This window comes from Enterobacter sp. CC120223-11, assembly GCF_900215375.1.
Lineage (GTDB): Bacteria > Pseudomonadota > Gammaproteobacteria > Enterobacterales > Enterobacteriaceae > Scandinavium.
The window spans coordinates 13,369-30,199 of sequence record NZ_OBEF01000020.1 but is presented as its reverse complement, the minus strand read 5'-3'; the positions used below and the strand labels follow the sequence as shown (position 1 = coordinate 30,199).

Sequence of the window (16,831 nt, the reverse complement as noted above, 5' to 3'; positions counted from 1 at the left end):
AGCCTCAGGCGCTGAAAATAGCGCCTGTTTTTATTTCAGGATTGGGGTGAGCGTGACGCAGGCGGAAGTGATGAATCAGGTAACGCTGGCCAGGCAGGTTTTGCAGGAAACCTTTGGCTACCAGCAGTTCCGCCCGGGGCAGGAAACCATTATTGAGACGGTGCTCGAAGGGCGCGACTGTCTGGTGGTGATGCCGACCGGCGGCGGAAAATCCCTGTGCTATCAGATCCCCGCGCTGGTGCTCGATGGCCTGACGGTGGTCGTCTCGCCGCTGATTTCGCTGATGAAGGACCAGGTCGATCAGCTGCTCGCCAACGGCGTGGCGGCGGCCTGTCTCAATTCGACCCAGACCCGTGAGCAGCAGCAGGAAGTGATGGCGGGCTGCCGTACGGGTAAAATCCGTCTGCTTTATATCGCCCCCGAGCGCCTGATGCTCGACAACTTCCTCGACACCCTTGGTCACTGGAACCCGGTGATGCTGGCGGTCGATGAAGCACACTGTATTTCTCAGTGGGGCCACGATTTCCGCCCTGAATATGCCGCACTCGGCCAGCTGCGCCAGCGCTTCCCGAAGCTGCCGTTTATGGCGCTCACCGCCACGGCGGACGACACCACCCGCAGCGATATCGTCCGCCTGCTGGGCCTGAACGATCCTTATATCCAGATCAGCAGCTTCGACCGCCCAAACATCCGCTACATGCTGATGGAGAAGTTCAAGCCGCTCGATCAGCTGATGCGCTACGTGCAGGAGCAGCGCGGCAAATCCGGCATCATTTACTGCAATAGCCGCTCGAAGGTGGAGGACACAGCCGCACGTCTGCAAAGCCGTGGCATCAGCGCGGGCGCTTATCATGCAGGGCTTGAAAACAACGTGCGCGCCGACGTGCAGGAACGCTTCCAGCGCGACGATCTGCAAATCGTGGTGGCGACCGTGGCTTTCGGCATGGGTATCAATAAGCCGAACGTGCGCTTCGTGGTGCATTTCGACATCCCACGCAACATCGAATCCTACTATCAGGAAACGGGCCGCGCCGGGCGTGATGGCCTGCCTGCGGAAGCGATGCTCTTTTACGATCCGGCTGATATGGCGTGGCTGCGCCGCTGTCTCGAAGAGAAGCCTGCCGGGCAGCTACAGGACATTGAACGCCATAAGCTCAATGCAATGGGCGCCTTTGCAGAAGCGCAAACCTGCCGCCGCCTGGTGCTGCTCAACTACTTTGGCGAAGGGCGTCAGGAGCCGTGCGGCAACTGCGATATCTGCCTCGACCCGCCGAAGCAGTACGATGGCGTGAACGACGCGCAGATTGCGCTTTCAACCATTGGCCGCGTCAACCAGCGCTTTGGTATGGGCTACGTGGTGGAAGTGCTGCGCGGAGCCAATAACCAGCGCATCCGTGAAATGGGCCATGACAAACTCAAGGTCTACGGTATGGGGCGCGATAAAACCCACGAGCACTGGGTGAGCGTCATTCGTCAGCTGATTCATCTTGGTTTTGCGACGCAGAACATTGCGTTGCATTCGGCGCTACAGCTCACCGAAGCTGCGCGTCCCGTCCTGCGTGCCGAAACGCCGCTGCAGTTGGCGGTGCCGCGTATGCTGGCGCTCAAGCCACGCGTGGCGCAGAAATCCTACGGCGGAAATTACGACCGTAAGCTGTTTGCCAAACTTCGCAAGCTGCGTAAAGTCATCGCCGACGAAGAGAACATTCCGCCTTACGTAGTGTTCAATGACGCCACGCTTATCGAGATGGCCGAACAGATGCCGACCAGCCCTGGCGAAATGCTCAGCGTCAACGGCGTGGGCGTGCGCAAGCTGGAGCGCTTTGGGCAGGAGTTTCTTGCGCTGATTCGTTCTCACGTCGATGGCGATGATGAGGAGTAGGCAAACGAACAAAAAAGTGTCAGGATAATCACTCACTGAATCATTCCCCCCGCGAGTTATTTCTATGCTGATGCTTTTTCTTACCGTGGCAATGGTGCATCTGATTGCGCTGATGAGCCCGGGCCCGGACTTTTTCTTCGTGTCACAGACCGCAGTTAGCCGCTCCCGTAAAGAAGCGATGATGGGCGTGCTTGGCATTACCGCAGGCGTTATGGTCTGGGCAGGTGTGGCGCTGCTCGGCCTGCATCTGATCCTCGAAAAAATGGCCTGGCTGCACAACATCATTATGGTCGGCGGTGGCCTGTATCTGTGCTGGATGGGCTATCAGATGCTGCGCGGCGCGCTGAAGAAAAGCGAAGCGCCTGTGGAAGCCCCGGAAGTGGAGCTGGCGCAGGGCGGCAAAAGTTTCCTGAAAGGGCTGCTCACCAACCTCGCCAACCCGAAAGCCATTATCTATTTTGGCTCGGTATTTTCCCTGTTCGTCGGCGATGATATTGGTGGCGCAGAGCGCTGGGGCATTTTCCTGCTGATTATCGTCGAAACCTTCGCGTGGTTTACCGTGGTGGCGAGTCTGTTTGCGATGCCCGCCATGCGCCGCGGTTATCAGCGCATGGCCAAGTGGATTGACGGCGTGGCCGGTACCCTGTTTGCCGGGTTCGGCATCCATCTCATCATCTCCCGCTAATCAGGCATGGCGCGCGGAAGCCAACAGCGCGCCAACCAGCATAAACAGCGAACCGAAAATCTTATTCAGGGCCTTCATCTGCCGAGGGCCTTTGATCCAGCCTGCAATGCGCGTGGCAAGCGTCGCGTAGCCAATCATCACGATGATATCGACCACAATGGTGGTCACGCCAAGCACCACGTACTGCATCACCTGAGGCTGATGCGGCACGATAAACTGCGGAAAGAGCGCGGCCAGAAACACGATGCTTTTCGGGTTGGTCAGATTCACAAATACAGCGCGTTTGAACAGATGCCCACGCGTCTGGGTTTTCGCAACGGTATTGAGATCGATCGCACCCGCAGCACGCCACTGCTGAATGCCAAGCCAGATCAGGTACGCCGCACCCGCCCATTTCAGCACTTCAAACGCCAGCACGGAGCGGGAAAAAAGCGTGCCCAGCCCGACGCCAACCAGCACGATGTGAATGCCGAGCCCGGTTTGCAGCCCGGCAATGGACGCGGCCGCACCGCGATAGCCGTGATTGATGGCGGTGGTCATCGTGTTAATGGCCCCGGAGCCGGGGGAAAGACTCAAGATTATGGACGTTAGCAGGTATGCGAACCACCACTCAAAGGTCATGCGAAACTCCCGAAATATCTGGTTTTATGCCACAATACGCTATTGTGCAGGTGTTGTATGTCACGCCATTCAAAATACGATCTTCCGCGGCAAGCAAGGGTGGATAGCCGATGTTTCGGCAGAAAATGGACTGGAAAACAAGAGAAAACGCGTATGCCGCGTTCACCATGGGGCCGCTGAATACCTTCTGGCACCAGCGTGAAGAGGCTGAATTTACAGGCGTGGACACGGTTCCAGTGCGCTTTGTCCGCTTTCGCGCCGAAAATCACGATCGGGTGATTGTGGTTTGCCCGGGGCGAATCGAAAGCTATGTGAAATACGCCGAACTGGCCTACGATCTGTTCCACAGCGGTTTTGACGTGCTGATCATCGATCACCGCGGTCAGGGGTTGTCGGGGCGAATGCTCAATGACAGCCACCGCGGGCACGTGGTGAATTTCAGCGATTACGTCGACGATCTCACCGCCTTCTGGCAGCAGGAAGTTGAGCCAGGCCCGTGGCGCAAGCGCTACATTCTGGGGCATTCCATGGGCGGCGCGATTGCTACGCTGTTTGCCCGTAACAATCCTCAGCAGTGCGATGCGCTCGCGCTTTGCGCGCCAATGTTCGGTATCATAATGCGCCTGCCCGACTGGATGGTGCGGCACATTCTCGATTTTGCCGAGGGCCATCGGCGGATAAGAGAGAGCTACGCCATGGGCACCGGGCGCTGGCACGCGCTGCCGTTTGGCATGAATATCCTGACCCACAGCCGGGAGCGCTACCGGCGAAACCTGGGCTTCTATGCGGATAATCCCTATATTCGCGTCGGCGGGCCAACGTATCATTGGGTGCGTGAAGGCGTGCTTGCCGGAGAACAGATCCTGGCGGGGGCGGCGGATGATGACTTACCCACGCTGCTGATTCAGGCAGAAGAAGAGCGGGTGGTGGACAACCGCATGCACAACCGCTACTGCGAGCTTCGCACCGCGGCGGGCAAACCTTGTGAAAGCGACAGCCCGCTTGTCATACAAGGTGCCTATCATGAGATCCTTTTCGAAAAGGACGATATGCGCTCAGTCGCGCTCCAGACCATCGTCGAGTTTTTTGATCGACATAATTAATGCTGCTCTTACCCAGAGGTTAAATTTTCTATGTACCAGGTTGTTGCGTCTGATTTAGATGGCACGCTGCTTAATCCCGACCATCGTCTGTCTCCCTATACCAAAGAAACTCTGCAACTGCTGACTGCGAAAGGCGTGAATTTCGTCTTCGCGACCGGCCGCCACCATATTGACGTTGGGCAGATCCGCGACGGCCTGGGCATCCAGGCGTTTATGATCACCTCCAACGGTGCCCGCGTGCATGACACCGACGGCAATCTGGTGTTTGCCCATAACCTCGATACCGACATCGCCTCCGACCTGTTTGGCGTGGTGCATAACAATCCGGATATCGTCACTAATGTTTATCGCAATGACGAATGGTTTATGAACCGCCACCGTCCGGAAGAGATGCGTTTCTTCAAGGAAGCGATTTTCAACTACACCCTGTATGAGCCGGGCCTGTTGGAAGCGGAAGGCGTCAGCAAAGTCTTCTTCACGTCGCCAGACCATGAGGTGCTGCTGCCGCTGGAGCAGGCCATCAATGCGCGCTGGGGCGATCGGGTGAACGTGAGCTTCTCAACCTTAACCTGTCTGGAAGTGATGGCGGGCGGCGTGTCGAAAGGGCACGCGCTGGAGGCCGTGGCGAAAATGATGGGTTACGGTTTGCAGGACTGCGTCGCGTTTGGCGACGGCATGAACGATGCCGAAATGCTCTCCATGGCAGGCAAAGGCTGCATTATGGAAAATGCGCATCAGCGCCTGAAAGATTTACACCCTGAACTGGAAGTGATTGGCAGCAACGCCGATGACGCCGTCCCGCACTACCTGCGCCGTCTGTATCTTAATCAGCCGTAACGCAGCGCGGTTCGCACCAGTGAATAAAAGCCCTGCTGGTCAGGGCTTTACTGTATAACCAGCCCTGGGCGTATTTCACGCCGTGGGACTTCAGCCACGCGGCCTGCGCCTGCGTTTCAACGCCTTCCGCCAGTGGCTCCAGCGACAGCGACCGCGCCAGCGCAATCACCTGCGGCAACAGGCTTTTGCCCGGCAGCGGGTCGATCAGCGTCTTATCAATTTTCAGCACGTCGAAGGTCACTGCCTGCAGGTAATTCAGATTAGCGTAGCCGGTGCCAAAATCGTCCAGATAGATGGCGTGCCCGGCGCGGCGGTAGCGTTCGACCATCGGGGCGATAACCTGCGGATCGATCATGCTGCTTTCGGTGATCTCCAGCGTGATCTGCTGGGGGCGTACGCCATAACCCTGGCAGAGCAGTGCCAGGTGTGACAGCAGGTCGGCGGACTGCAGATCGTCAGGTTCAATATTAATGGAGATATAGTGCTGAGGATGCTGGCGCAGCCATGCGCCCAGATCGTTAAATACCTGGCCGATAACCCACTGCGTCATGGTGCTCAGCAGCTGCGTTTCGCGCGCGAAGGGGATAAAACAGTCCGGCGGGAGCAGCTTGCCGTCCGGCTGCGGCCAGCGAACCAGGGCTTCAGCGCCCACCACGCGGCCGGTATCCAGCTGAACAATCGGCTGGTACCACATCTCCAGCTGACGGGTGTGAATCGCTTTTTTCAGCCTGGCGCGTGAAGCATTCAGCTGAGTCAGAAAGAGCGGAATAAAACTGCCGTCGATCACAGGGTCCATCCTGACACGCTCCTGAGGGGGAAGAGGACCAAGTATTCCCTTAAAAAGGATGTTTAACCATCAGTAATGGCTTATTTAATGCCGGGAAAAGACCACTGCGTAATACGACTGCTTTTTATTTGTCCAGTTGTCAACCGTGGACTCCGCTACAATGAGCGCTCACTAACCTGAGAGAGTCTCAACGTGGCGTTACTGATTATCACCACCGTGCTGTGGGCGTTTTCCTTCAGCCTTATCGGCGAATACCTGGCCGGCAGCGTCGACAGCTGTTTTTCCGTGCTGATGCGAGTAGGCCTCGCGGCGCTGGTTTTCCTGCCGTTTTTGCGGGCACGCTCGCAGTCTCTGCGCGTGCTGCTGATGTACATGCTGGTGGGTGCGATGCAGCTTGGCATCATGTATCTGTTGGCCTTCCGTGCCTACCTGTATCTGACCGTTTCGGAGTTCCTGCTCTTTACCGTGCTGACCCCGCTCTATATCACGCTGATTTATGACCTGATGAGTAAGCGCAGGCTGCGATGGGGCTATCTGCTGAGCGCTGGGCTGGCGGTTCTTGGGGCGGCGATCATTCGTTATGACCACGTCAGTCCGCATTTCTGGACGGGTCTGCTGCTGGTGCAGCTGTCCAACATCAGCTTTGCCATCGGCATGGTGGGTTACAAGCGCCTGATGGAGATCCATCCGATGCCGCAGCACAACGCCTTTGCCTGGTTCTATATGGGCGCGTTTCTGGTGGCGGTAGTGGCGTGGTTCCTGCTCGGCAACCCAAACAAACTGCCGACGACAACGCTGCAGTGGGGCATTCTGGTCTGGCTTGGCGTGGCGGCTTCCGGGATTGGCTACTTTATGTGGAACTACGGCGCCACCCAGGTGGACGCCGGAACGCTTGGGATCATGAATAACATGCACGTACCTGCGGGCCTGCTGGTCAATCTCGCTATCTGGCAACAGCAGCCGCACTGGCCGAGCTTTATCACAGGGGCGCTGGTGATTGTGGCTTCACTGTGGGTCCATCGCCGTTGGGTCGCTCCGCGTTCCTCACAAACGGCAGATGATCGCAGGCGTGGTTCCGCGCTGAGCGAATAAACGCCTCTGTGACCGGCTGACGCTGCTCGCCATCGCGCACTGCGGCGTACAGTCGGCTCCACAATCCTTCGCCCAGGGTTTTGGTCACCACCAGACCCTGGCGCTCAAAACTCTCCACAACCCAGTGCGGCAGGGCCGCTATGCCCATCCGCGCGGCCACCATCTGAATCAGCAATAGCGTGTTATCCACGCTTTTCAACGACGGACTCACGCCTGCCGGTTGCAGGAAGTGCCGCCAGATATCCAGTCGGCTACGCTGCACAGGGTATATCAGCAGCGTTTCGCTGGCGATATCTTCAGGCGTAATGCGCGCCCGCGTCGCCAGCGGGTGATCCGGGGCCAGCACCAGGCGCACTTCATAATCGAACATCGGCGAATAGTGCAGGCCGCTGCGCGGCAGGATGTCGGAGGTCAGGACGATATCCAGCTCGCCCTGTTGCAGGGCAGGCTGCGGATCGAACGTTACGCCGGATTTGAAATCCATCTCCACCTGCGGCCAGACTGCGCGGAAGTTTTCCAGGGCGGGCGTCAGCCACTGGATGCAGCTGTGGCACTCAATGGCAATGCGCAGGGTTGTCTGCTGCGGCTCATTGCAGGCCTGCAACGCACTACTGATTTGCGGTAATACCTGATTGGCCAGCTGCAACAGAATTTCGCCCTGCGGCGTAAAGCGCAGCGGCTGACTTTTACGCACAAAAAGCCGGAAGCCAAGGCGCTGTTCCAGATCGCTGAACTGGTGTGAAAGCGCCGACTGCGTCTGGTGCAGCATGGCCGCCGCTGCTGCAAGCGAACCGCTGTTCCGCAACGCCTGCAGCGTTTTCAGGTGTTTAATTTCGATCATGAAAGTCCTTCACTTCGGCATGAAAATGTTGCGCTTGAGGAATATACAGTAACTGCCAATTATGGATGTGTAAACATCTGGACGGCTAAATAACGAATTTCCTCAAGGGGCAACGATATGACCATCAAAAACCATACCCTCGGATTTCCTCGCGTTGGACTGCGCCGCGAGCTGAAAAAAGCTCAGGAAAGCTACTGGGCAGGCAACCTCTCCCGTGAAGAACTGCTGAACGCCGGGCGCGAGCTGCGCACCCGTCACTGGCAACAGCAAAAAGAGGCCGGGGTGGATTTGCTGCCGGTGGGCGATTTCGCCTGGTACGACCATGTTCTGACCACCAGCCTGCTGTTAGGCAACGTGCCGGCTCGTCATCAGAACAAAGACGGATCCGTGGATATCGATACTCTGTTCCGCATCGGCCGTGGTCGCGCACCAACGGGTGAACCTGCGGCAGCGGCAGAAATGACCAAATGGTTTAACACCAACTATCACTATATGGTTCCGGAGTTCACTCAAGGACAGGCGTTCAAACTGACCTGGACGCAGCTGCTGGATGAGGTGGACGAAGCGCTGGCGCTGGGTCATAAGGTGAAACCTGTGCTGCTCGGCCCGGTAACTTATCTGTGGCTCGGCAAAGTGAAAGGCGAGCAGTTCGACCGCCTTAGCCTGCTGAAAGACATTCTGCCTGTTTATCAGCAGGTGCTGGCTGAGCTCGCCAGACGAGGCGTGGAGTGGGTGCAGATTGACGAGCCTGCTCTGGTGCTCGAACTGCCGCGTGAGTGGCTCGATGCTTTCCAGCCCGCATACGAAGCCTTGCAGGGCAAAACGAAGCTGCTGCTGACCACCTATTTTGAGGGCGTGACGCCAAACCTGGACACTATTACTGCGCTGCCGGTGCAGGGCCTGCATGTCGATCTGGTTCACGGCAAAGATGATGTGGCAGAGCTGCACCGGCGCCTGCCCGATGGCTGGTTACTTTCCGCCGGACTGGTCAACGGCCGGAACGTCTGGCGTGCCGATCTGACAGAAAAATATGCACAAATTAAAGACATCGTCGGCAAACGTGAATTGTGGGTGGCCTCTTCCTGCTCGCTGCTGCATAGCCCGATAGACCTGAGCGTCGAAACTCGCCTGGATGCAGAAGTAAAAAGCTGGTTCGCCTTCGCCCTGCAAAAATGCGAAGAGCTGGCCCTGCTGCGCGATGCGCTGAACAGCGGTGACACCAAAGCGATTAGCGAATGGAGCGCGCCGATTCAGGCTCGTCGTCACTCCACCCGCGTGCATAATGCCGCTGTGGAAAAACGCCTGGCGGCGATCGTCGCCAAAGACAGCCAGCGTGAAAATGCGTATGAAGTGCGTGCTGAAGCTCAGCGGGCGCGTTTTAAGCTGCCAGCCTGGCCAACGACGACCATCGGTTCCTTCCCGCAGACGACTGAAATCCGTGGCCTGCGCCTGGACTTCAAAAAGGGGACGCTGGATGCCAATCACTATCGCACCGGGATCGCTGAGCACATCAAGCAGGCGATTGCCGAGCAGGAGCGCTTAGGTCTGGACGTATTGGTACACGGCGAAGCCGAGCGGAATGACATGGTGGAATACTTCGGCGAACACCTCGACGGTTTCGTCTTCACCCAGAACGGCTGGGTGCAGAGCTACGGTTCGCGCTGCGTGAAGCCGCCAGTGGTTATCGGCGACATCAGCCGCCCGGAAGCCATCACCGTGGAGTGGGCGAAGTACGCCCAGTCCCTGACCGACAAACCGGTCAAAGGCATGCTGACCGGCCCGGTGACTATTCTCTGCTGGTCATTCCCGCGCGAAGACGTTTCCCGCGAAACCATCGCCAAACAAATTGCGCTGGCGCTGCGTGATGAAGTGGCGGATCTGGAAGACGCGGGCATCGGCATCATCCAGATTGACGAACCTGCCCTGCGTGAAGGATTACCGCTTAAGCGCAGCGACTGGGACGCCTATCTGGCGTGGGGCGTCGAAGCCTTCCGCATCAACGCCGCCGTGGCGAAGGATGAAACGCAGATCCACACCCACATGTGCTACTGCGAGTTTAACGACATCATGGATTCCATTGCCGCGCTGGATGCGGACGTGATCACCATCGAAACTTCTCGTTCCGACATGGAGCTGCTGGAGTCGTTCGAAGAGTTCGACTACCCGAACGAAATCGGGCCGGGCGTGTATGACATTCACTCCCCGAACGTGCCCAGCGTCGAGTGGATTGAAGCCCTGTTGCAGAAAGCCGCCCAGCGTATTCCAGCCGAGCGCCTGTGGGTGAACCCGGACTGCGGTCTGAAAACCCGTGGCTGGCCTGAAACCCGCGCCGCGCTGGCGAATATGGTGCAGGCGGCGCAGAATTTGCGCCAGGCATAGAGGAATAGAGGAACTGTATTGCCGGGCGGTGCCGGCCTACTGGAAGGTGCAAATCATCCCAGGCCCGGTAAGGCTCAGCCGCCACCGGGCTTTTTGCTTTTACGCTTTTTTATTGCCGTACTGCTTAAACCACGCCAGCATTCTTTCCCAGCCGTCTTTCGCGGACTCCTCGTGGTAGCTCGGGCGATAGTCGGCGTTAAACGCGTGTCCGGCGTCCGGGTAGACGATGATTTCTGCCTTCGCATTGGCGGCCCGCAGCGACTGGCGCATGGTTTCTACGCTCTCAAGTGAAATGCCTGTGTCCTGGCCGCCGTACAGGCCAAGTACCGGAGCGGTAAGATCGGTTGCCACATCCACCGGGTGTTTTGGCGAATTCAGCGACTTTTCGCCCACCAGTTTGCCGTACCAGGCCACGGCGGCCTTGAGCTGCGGGTTATGTGCGGCGTACAGCCAGGCAATTCGTCCGCCCCAGCAGAAGCCGGTTGCCAGCAGGCGGTTAGCATCGCCACCGTTGCGTGAGGCCCAACTGGCGACGTGATCGAGATCGGACAGCACCTGAGCATCAGGGACTTTCATTACCAGCCCGCTGAAAAGCGTCGGGATATCGGCGTAATCATTCGGATCGCCCTGGCGGAAATAGAGCTCTGGCGCGATCGCCAGATAGCCTTCGTTGGCCAGACGGCGGCAAACATCGCGAATATGTTCATGCACGCCAAAGATCTCCTGCACCACAATCACCACCGGTAGCGGACCGTCAGTGTTTTTTGGGCGGGCGTGATACGCAGGCATATTTTCGCCGCGAGAAGGAATCGACGTTTCGCCCGCGACAATAGCGGCATCAGAGGTATGAACCGCCGTCGTGGCGTGAGGGGCAGCAGCAGGTGCAAAGCCAGTTTTTTCGGTCATGGCATTCTCCGTACCAGTGTAATTAGCGCAAAAGTAACTATAGCCCGCAGGTTAACGATTCACAGTGCCAGAAAACGGCTATCTTATGTGCAGTGGTTATCGTTATCACTTGTTAATGTGATGTAAATCACTTTTCAACAGAAATTCAATGCAATCATTTTCACTCAGAGTGATGGCTGTCACTAAATTATGCCGTAAGCTTCGGTAAAGTGCGTTTTTGCTTCTGCTGACAAACCGATCCAGAGAGGAGTTTTATATGTCTAAGTCTGATGTTTTTCATCTCGGCCTCACCAAAAGTGATTTGCAGGGAGCCACGCTCGCTATCGTCCCGGGCGATCCGGAGCGTGTGGAAAAGATCGCCGCGCTGATGGACAAGCCGGTCAAGCTGGCATCACATCGTGAATTCACCTCCTGGCGTGCAGAGCTGGACGGCAAACCGGTTATCGTCTGCTCAACCGGCATCGGTGGCCCATCTACTTCCATTGCAGTAGAAGAACTGGCCCAGCTCGGTATCCGCACGTTCCTGCGCGTCGGCACCACTGGCGCCATTCAGCCAAACATTAATGTGGGTGACGTGCTGGTCACCACCGCCTCCGTACGCCTCGATGGTGCGAGCCTGCACTTCGCGCCAATGGAATACCCGGCGGTTGCCGATTTCGCCTGTACGACCGCGCTGGTGGAAGCCGCAAAAGCTGTGGGCGCGACCACTCACATCGGCGTGACAGCTTCTTCTGACACCTTCTATCCGGGCCAGGAACGCTATGACACCTTCTCAGGCCGCGTGGTGAACCGCTACAAAGGCTCTATGGAAGAGTGGCAGTCCATGGGCGTCATGAACTATGAGATGGAATCCGCCACGCTGCTGACCATGTGCTCCAGCCAGGGTCTGCGTGCCGGGATGGTGGCGGGCGTCATTGTGAACCGCACCCAGCAAGAAATTCCGAATGCGGAAACCATGAAGAAAACGGAAAGCCACGCGGTGAAAATCGTGGTTGAAGCGGCCCGTCGCCTGCTCTAGTTTTCCTCTCCCCGAGAAAAGGCCGACGCGTTCGGCCTTTCTTTTTGCGTGCTTCCTCGCAGGAAAGCCCTTTCCAACTGGACGTTTATACAGCACAATTCTATGTTGTGCCGGTAAGTCGTTGACCCAGGGGGAGCGGTGGACATTTCAATCATCATTAGCGCAGTGGTCGCACTGCTGGCCGGGGGCGTGTTTGGCTGGCTGGCCACCAAAGCCCAGACCGACAGGCTGCGGGCCGATTTCCTTGAAGAGCGGCACGAACTGGAGCTGGACCTCAGCAGCGCCAGGCAGCAGCTGGCCCAGCATGCGCACTGGCGCGACGAATGCGAACTGCTGAACAACGAGCTGCGCAGCCTGCGGGAGATTAATACCTCGCTGGAAGCCGATCTGCGCGAAGTCACCACCCGTCTCGAATCCACCCAGCTGCATGCGGAAGACAAAATCCGCCAAATGATCAACAGCGAGCAGCGCCTGAGCGAGCAGTTTGAAAACCTCGCCAACCGTATTTTTGAACACAGCAATCGTCGCGTGGATGAACAGAACCGTCAGAGTTTGCATGGCCTGCTGACGCCGCTGCGTGAACAGCTTGATGGCTTCCGTCGTCAGGTGCAGGACAGCTTCGGCAAAGAGGCTCAGGAGCGCCACACGCTGTCCCACGAGATCCGCAATCTTCAGCAGCTGAATGCGCAGATGACGCAGGAAGCCGTGAACCTCACCAAAGCCCTGAAAGGGGATAACAAAACCCAGGGCAACTGGGGCGAAGTGGTGCTAACGCGCGTGCTGGAAGCCTCGGGGCTACGTGAAGGCTATGAGTACCAGACTCAGGTCAGTATCGAAACCGAAGCCCGCGCCCGCATGCAGCCTGATGTGATTGTGCGTTTGCCGCAGGGTAAGGACGTAGTGATCGACGCCAAAATGACGCTGGTTGCCTATGAACGCTACTTTAATGCGGAAGACGAATATACCCGCGAAGCCGCTTTGCAAGAGCACATCGCCTCCATCCGCAACCACATTCGCCTGCTGGGGCGCAAAGATTACCAGCAGCTTCCGGGGCTACGTTCGCTCGATTACGTGCTGATGTTTATCCCTGTTGAGCCAGCGTTCCTCCTCGCAATCGACAGGCAGCCGGAGATCATCACCGAAGCGCTGAAAAACAACATCATGCTGGTCAGCCCCACCACTTTGCTGGTGGCGTTGCGCACCATTGCCAACCTCTGGCGTTATGAACACCAGAGCCGCAACGCGCAGCAGATTGCGGACCGTGCGAGCCGTCTGTACGACAAAATGCGCCTGTTTGTGGACGATATGTCTGCCATCGGTCAGGGGCTCGACAAGGCGCAGGATAACTACCGCCAGGCGATGAAAAAACTGGCATCCGGGCGCGGCAATCTGCTGGCTCAGGCTGAGTCGTTCCGCGATTTGGGCGTGGAGGTGAAGCGTGAGATTAATCCCGATTTAGTGGAGCAGGCGACCGCCGATGAGACGACTCACGGCCCGGAACGCGTGGCGCGCAATGATATTGAAGACAATTTAGCTGCGCCGGAAGAGTCCCTTCAAGATGAGGCTCTGCGGGTGTCGCGGCACGGTTGAGGCGTAGGGGAAATGCGCTCAATCTGTTACACTCCGGGGAATCTTTTCTTCAAGGGCAGGCATTGAGATGGTTGAGGATTCACAGGACACGACGCACTTTGGCTTCCAGACGGTCGCGAAATCGCAGAAAGAGGACATGGTGGCACATGTTTTCCATTCTGTTGCCGCTAAGTATGACGTCATGAACGACCTGATGTCGTTCGGGATCCACCGCTTGTGGAAGCGCTTCACTATTGACTGCAGCGGCGTGCGTCGCGGTCAGAAGGTGCTGGACCTGGCGGGCGGTACGGGCGACCTGACGGCGAAGTTCTCGCGTCTGGTCGGTGAAACCGGGAGCGTAGTGCTGGCGGATATCAACGAATCCATGCTCAAAATGGGCCGTGAGAAGCTGCGCAATATCGGCGTGATTGGCAACGTCGAGTACGTTCAGGCCAACGCCGAAGCGCTGCCGTTCCCGGACAACACCTTTGACTGCATCACCATCTCTTTTGGCCTGCGTAACGTTACCGATAAAGACAAAGCGCTGCGCTCAATGTACCGCGTGCTGAAACCGGGTGGACGCCTGCTGGTGCTGGAGTTCTCCAAACCGATTATTGATCCACTGAGCAAAGCCTACGACGCGTATTCTTTCCATGTCCTGCCTAAGGTGGGTGAAATCGTGGCGAAAGATGGCGAAAGCTACCGCTATCTGGCGGAATCTATCCGCATGCATCCCGATCAGGACACGCTGAAGGCGATGATGCAGGAAGCGGGTTTTGAAAACGTGGATTACTACAACCTGACGGCCGGTATCGTCGCGCTGCATCGCGGTTATAAGTTCTGACAGGAGTTTGCCATGCCTTTTCAACCGTTGGTCACCGCAGGCATTGAGAGTGCGCTCAACCGATTTCTGTGGCGCGATCGGGCGCTAAAACCGGCCCGACAGCGTTTGCTGGGCAAGGTGTTGCGTATCGAACTGAAAGAGTTCACCTCGCCGCTGGTGCTGGTTTTCAGCGAGCAGCAAATTGACGTGCTGAGCGCGTGGGAAGGTGAGGCTGACTGCACGGTGACTACGCGTATCGGCGTGCTGCCACAGCTGCGAAATCGTCAGCAGCTCACCACCTTGATTAAATCAGGCGATCTGGAAGTGCAGGGCGATCTTCAGGTGGTGCAAAACGTTGTCGCCCTGGCTGATTTAGCCGAGTTTGACCCGGCCGAGCTGCTGGCTCCTTACACCGGTGATATTGCCGCTGAAGGCGTCAGCAAAGTGCTGCGCGGGGGCGCTAAGTTTCTGCAGCGCGGCCTGCAACGCCAGCAACGCTATGTCTCTGAAGTGATTACCGAAGAGTGGCGTATGGCGCCTGGTTCGCTGGAAATTGCCTGGTTTGCTGAAGAGAGTGCTGCCGTTGTGCGCGCGACAGAGGCGTTAACAAAGCGGCTGGAAAAACTGGAGGGGAAATGACGCCAGGGGAAATTCGGCGCCTGTATTTTATCATCCACACCTTTTTGAGTTACGGGCTCGACGAGCTCATTCCCAAAATGCGTATCACCCTGCCGCTGCGAGTCTGGCGGCGGATGCTGTTCTGGATGCCCAACCGCCACAAAAATAAGCCGTTAGGCGAACGCCTGCGCCTGGCTCTGCAGGAGCTTGGCCCGGTCTGGATCAAGTTCGGGCAGATGCTTTCTACCCGCCGCGATCTTTTCCCGCCGCTTATCGCCGATCAGCTCGCCATGTTGCAGGATCGTGTCGCACCCTTTGACGGCAGGCTCGCCCAGCAACAAATCGAAAAATCGATGGGCGATATTCCCGTCGAAAGCTGGTTTGATGATTTTCAGGTTGAGCCTCTGGCTTCGGCTTCTATTGCCCAGGTGCATACGGCGCGCCTGAAAGAGAACGGCAAAGAGGTGGTCATCAAGGTGATCCGCCCGGATATCCTGCCGGTCATCAAAGCAGACATGAAGCTGATTTACCGCCTGGCTCGCTGGGTGCCACGCCTGCTACCAGACGGTCGTCGCCTGCGTCCGCAGGAAGTGGTTCGGGAATATGAAAAAACGCTGCTCGATGAGCTGAATTTGCTGCGCGAAGCGGCCAATGCCATCCAGCTGCGCCGCAACTTTGAAGACAGTCCGATGCTGTACGTGCCGGAAGTCTATTCCGACTACTGCCGTGAAGACATGCTGGTGATGGAGCGCATTTACGGCATTCCGGTGTCCGATATCGAGATGCTGGAAAAGCAAAACACCAACATGCAACTGCTGGCCGAGCGCGGCGTGCAGGTGTTCTTCACCCAGGTGTTCCGCGACAGCTTCTTCCACGCAGACATGCACCCGGGAAACATTTTTGTCAGCTATGAGCACCCGGAAAATCCAAAGTATATCGGCATCGACTGCGGCATCGTGGGTTCGTTGAACAAAGACGATAAGCGCTATCTGGCCGAAAACTTTATCGCCTTCTTTAATCGCGATTACCGCAAAGTGGCAGAGCTGCATGTGGATTCTGGCTGGGTGCCGCCAGACACCAACGTGGAAGAGTTTGAATTCGCTATCCGTACCGTCTGCGAGCCTATCTTTGAGAAGCCGCTGGCGGAGATTTCGTTCGGCCACGTTCTGCTGAATCTGTTTAACACGGCGCGTCGTTTTAATATGGAAGTGCAGCCGCAGTTGGTTTTACTCCAGAAAACACTACTTTACGTTGAGGGGGTAGGACGCCAGCTCTATCCTCAGTTAGACTTGTGGAAGACAGCGAAACCTTTCCTCGAGTCGTGGCTCAAAGATCAGGTGGGCATCCCGGCTCTGGTGCGTGCGTTTAAAGAAAAAGCGCCGTTCTGGATCGAGAAAATGCCAGAAATGCCGGAGCTGATTTACGACAGCTTGCGCCAGGGCAAAAGTCTTCAGCGAAGCATTGATAAAATCGCTCACGAATTGGGTTCCGGCCGCGTTCGACAGGGGCAATCCCGCTATCTGTTTGGCGTGGGTGCCGTTTTCTTACTTAGCGGAACGGTATTAATGATCGCCCGACCCGACTTAGGCTATCAGCCCACCGGGCTGATGGGCGCGGGGATCGTAGTCTGGCTGCTTGGGTGGTTTAAAAGCCGCTGATTTTTGCATCAT

Annotated in this window: 14 protein-coding genes and 1 pseudogene; 11 read left to right on the top strand and 4 right to left on the bottom strand. The window is 57.2% G+C overall.

Annotated features, from left to right (window positions below):
* Window positions 1-52 precede the first annotated feature (52 nt).
* Window positions 53-1,882, top strand: a complete 1,830-nt coding sequence (recQ, locus tag CRO87_RS19195; protein ID WP_097164580.1) for an ATP-dependent DNA helicase RecQ — start codon at window positions 53-55, stop codon at window positions 1,880-1,882.
* 64 nt (window positions 1,883-1,946) lie between these two features.
* Window positions 1,947-2,567, top strand: coding sequence for a threonine export protein RhtC (gene rhtC, locus CRO87_RS19190; RefSeq protein WP_097164532.1), 621 nt, complete (start codon window positions 1,947-1,949; stop codon window positions 2,565-2,567).
* Here rhtC and rhtB read toward each other — a convergent pair whose 3' ends face one another.
* Window positions 2,568-3,188, bottom strand: a complete 621-nt coding sequence (gene rhtB / locus CRO87_RS19185; protein ID WP_097164531.1) for a homoserine/homoserine lactone efflux protein — start codon at window positions 3,186-3,188, stop codon at window positions 2,568-2,570.
* A 110-nt stretch (window positions 3,189-3,298) separates the two neighbouring features.
* Between rhtB and pldB the strand changes: the two genes are divergently transcribed.
* Both pldB and yigL read left to right on the top strand, forming a co-directional pair.
* Entirely contained in the window at window positions 3,299-4,291 is a 993-nt protein-coding gene (gene pldB, locus CRO87_RS19180) for a lysophospholipase L2 (RefSeq protein WP_097164530.1), read from the top strand.
* 30 nt (window positions 4,292-4,321) lie between these two features.
* Window positions 4,322-5,128, top strand: coding sequence for a sugar/pyridoxal phosphate phosphatase YigL (yigL, locus tag CRO87_RS19175; protein WP_097164529.1), 807 nt, complete (start codon window positions 4,322-4,324; stop codon window positions 5,126-5,128).
* Here the strand turns inward: yigL and CRO87_RS19170 are convergent.
* Window positions 5,115-5,924, bottom strand: a complete 810-nt coding sequence (locus CRO87_RS19170) for an EAL domain-containing protein (protein WP_097164528.1) — start codon at window positions 5,922-5,924, stop codon at window positions 5,115-5,117. The genes yigL and CRO87_RS19170 overlap by 14 nt on opposite strands.
* Before the next feature lie 183 nt (window positions 5,925-6,107).
* Here CRO87_RS19170 and CRO87_RS19165 point away from each other — a divergent pair, with 183 nt between their 5' ends.
* On the top strand, window positions 6,108-7,007 hold the full coding sequence (locus CRO87_RS19165) for a carboxylate/amino acid/amine transporter (RefSeq protein ID WP_097164527.1): 900 nt from the start codon (window positions 6,108-6,110) through the stop codon (window positions 7,005-7,007).
* Here CRO87_RS19165 and metR read toward each other — a convergent pair.
* Window positions 6,895-7,848 carry an HTH-type transcriptional regulator MetR gene (gene metR, locus CRO87_RS19160; RefSeq protein WP_097164526.1) on the bottom strand — a complete coding sequence of 318 codons (954 nt, stop codon included), beginning with the start codon at window positions 7,846-7,848 and terminating at the stop codon, window positions 6,895-6,897. The two genes, CRO87_RS19165 and metR, sit on opposite strands and share 113 nt — an antisense overlap.
* A gap of 117 nt (window positions 7,849-7,965) precedes the next feature.
* Here metR and metE point away from each other — a divergent pair, with 117 nt between their 5' ends.
* On the top strand, window positions 7,966-10,227 hold the full coding sequence (metE, locus tag CRO87_RS19155; RefSeq protein ID WP_097164525.1) for a 5-methyltetrahydropteroyltriglutamate--homocysteine S-methyltransferase: 2,262 nt from the start codon (window positions 7,966-7,968) through the stop codon (window positions 10,225-10,227).
* A 99-nt stretch (window positions 10,228-10,326) separates the two neighbouring features.
* Here the strand turns inward: metE and CRO87_RS19150 are convergent, their stop codons facing one another.
* Window positions 10,327-11,133, bottom strand: a complete 807-nt coding sequence (locus CRO87_RS19150) for a dienelactone hydrolase family protein (RefSeq protein WP_097164524.1) — start codon at window positions 11,131-11,133, stop codon at window positions 10,327-10,329.
* Window positions 11,134-11,389: 256 nt separating this feature from the next.
* Between CRO87_RS19150 and udp the strand changes: the two genes are divergently transcribed.
* The 5 genes and pseudogenes from udp to ubiB all read left to right on the top strand — a co-directional run bounded on the left by udp (window position 11,390) and on the right by ubiB (window position 16,819).
* Entirely contained in the window at window positions 11,390-12,151 is a 762-nt protein-coding gene (gene udp, locus CRO87_RS19145; protein WP_097164523.1) for a uridine phosphorylase, read from the top strand.
* Between the two features lie 138 nt (window positions 12,152-12,289).
* A pseudogene (rmuC, locus tag CRO87_RS19140) lies at window positions 12,290-13,627 on the top strand (DNA recombination protein RmuC); the annotation flags it as partial.
* A gap of 181 nt (window positions 13,628-13,808) precedes the next feature.
* Complete coding sequence (gene ubiE / locus CRO87_RS19135) at window positions 13,809-14,564, top strand: bifunctional demethylmenaquinone methyltransferase/2-methoxy-6-polyprenyl-1,4-benzoquinol methylase UbiE (RefSeq protein WP_097164522.1); 756 nt, start codon at window positions 13,809-13,811, stop codon at window positions 14,562-14,564.
* Between the two features lie 12 nt (window positions 14,565-14,576).
* Window positions 14,577-15,182, top strand: a complete 606-nt coding sequence (locus CRO87_RS19130; protein WP_097164521.1) for an SCP2 domain-containing protein — start codon at window positions 14,577-14,579, stop codon at window positions 15,180-15,182.
* Complete coding sequence (gene ubiB, locus CRO87_RS19125; RefSeq protein WP_097164520.1) at window positions 15,179-16,819, top strand: ubiquinone biosynthesis regulatory protein kinase UbiB; 1,641 nt, start codon at window positions 15,179-15,181, stop codon at window positions 16,817-16,819. Before CRO87_RS19130 ends, ubiB begins: the two co-directional genes overlap by 4 nt.
* The last annotated feature ends 12 nt before the right edge of the window (window positions 16,820-16,831 follow it).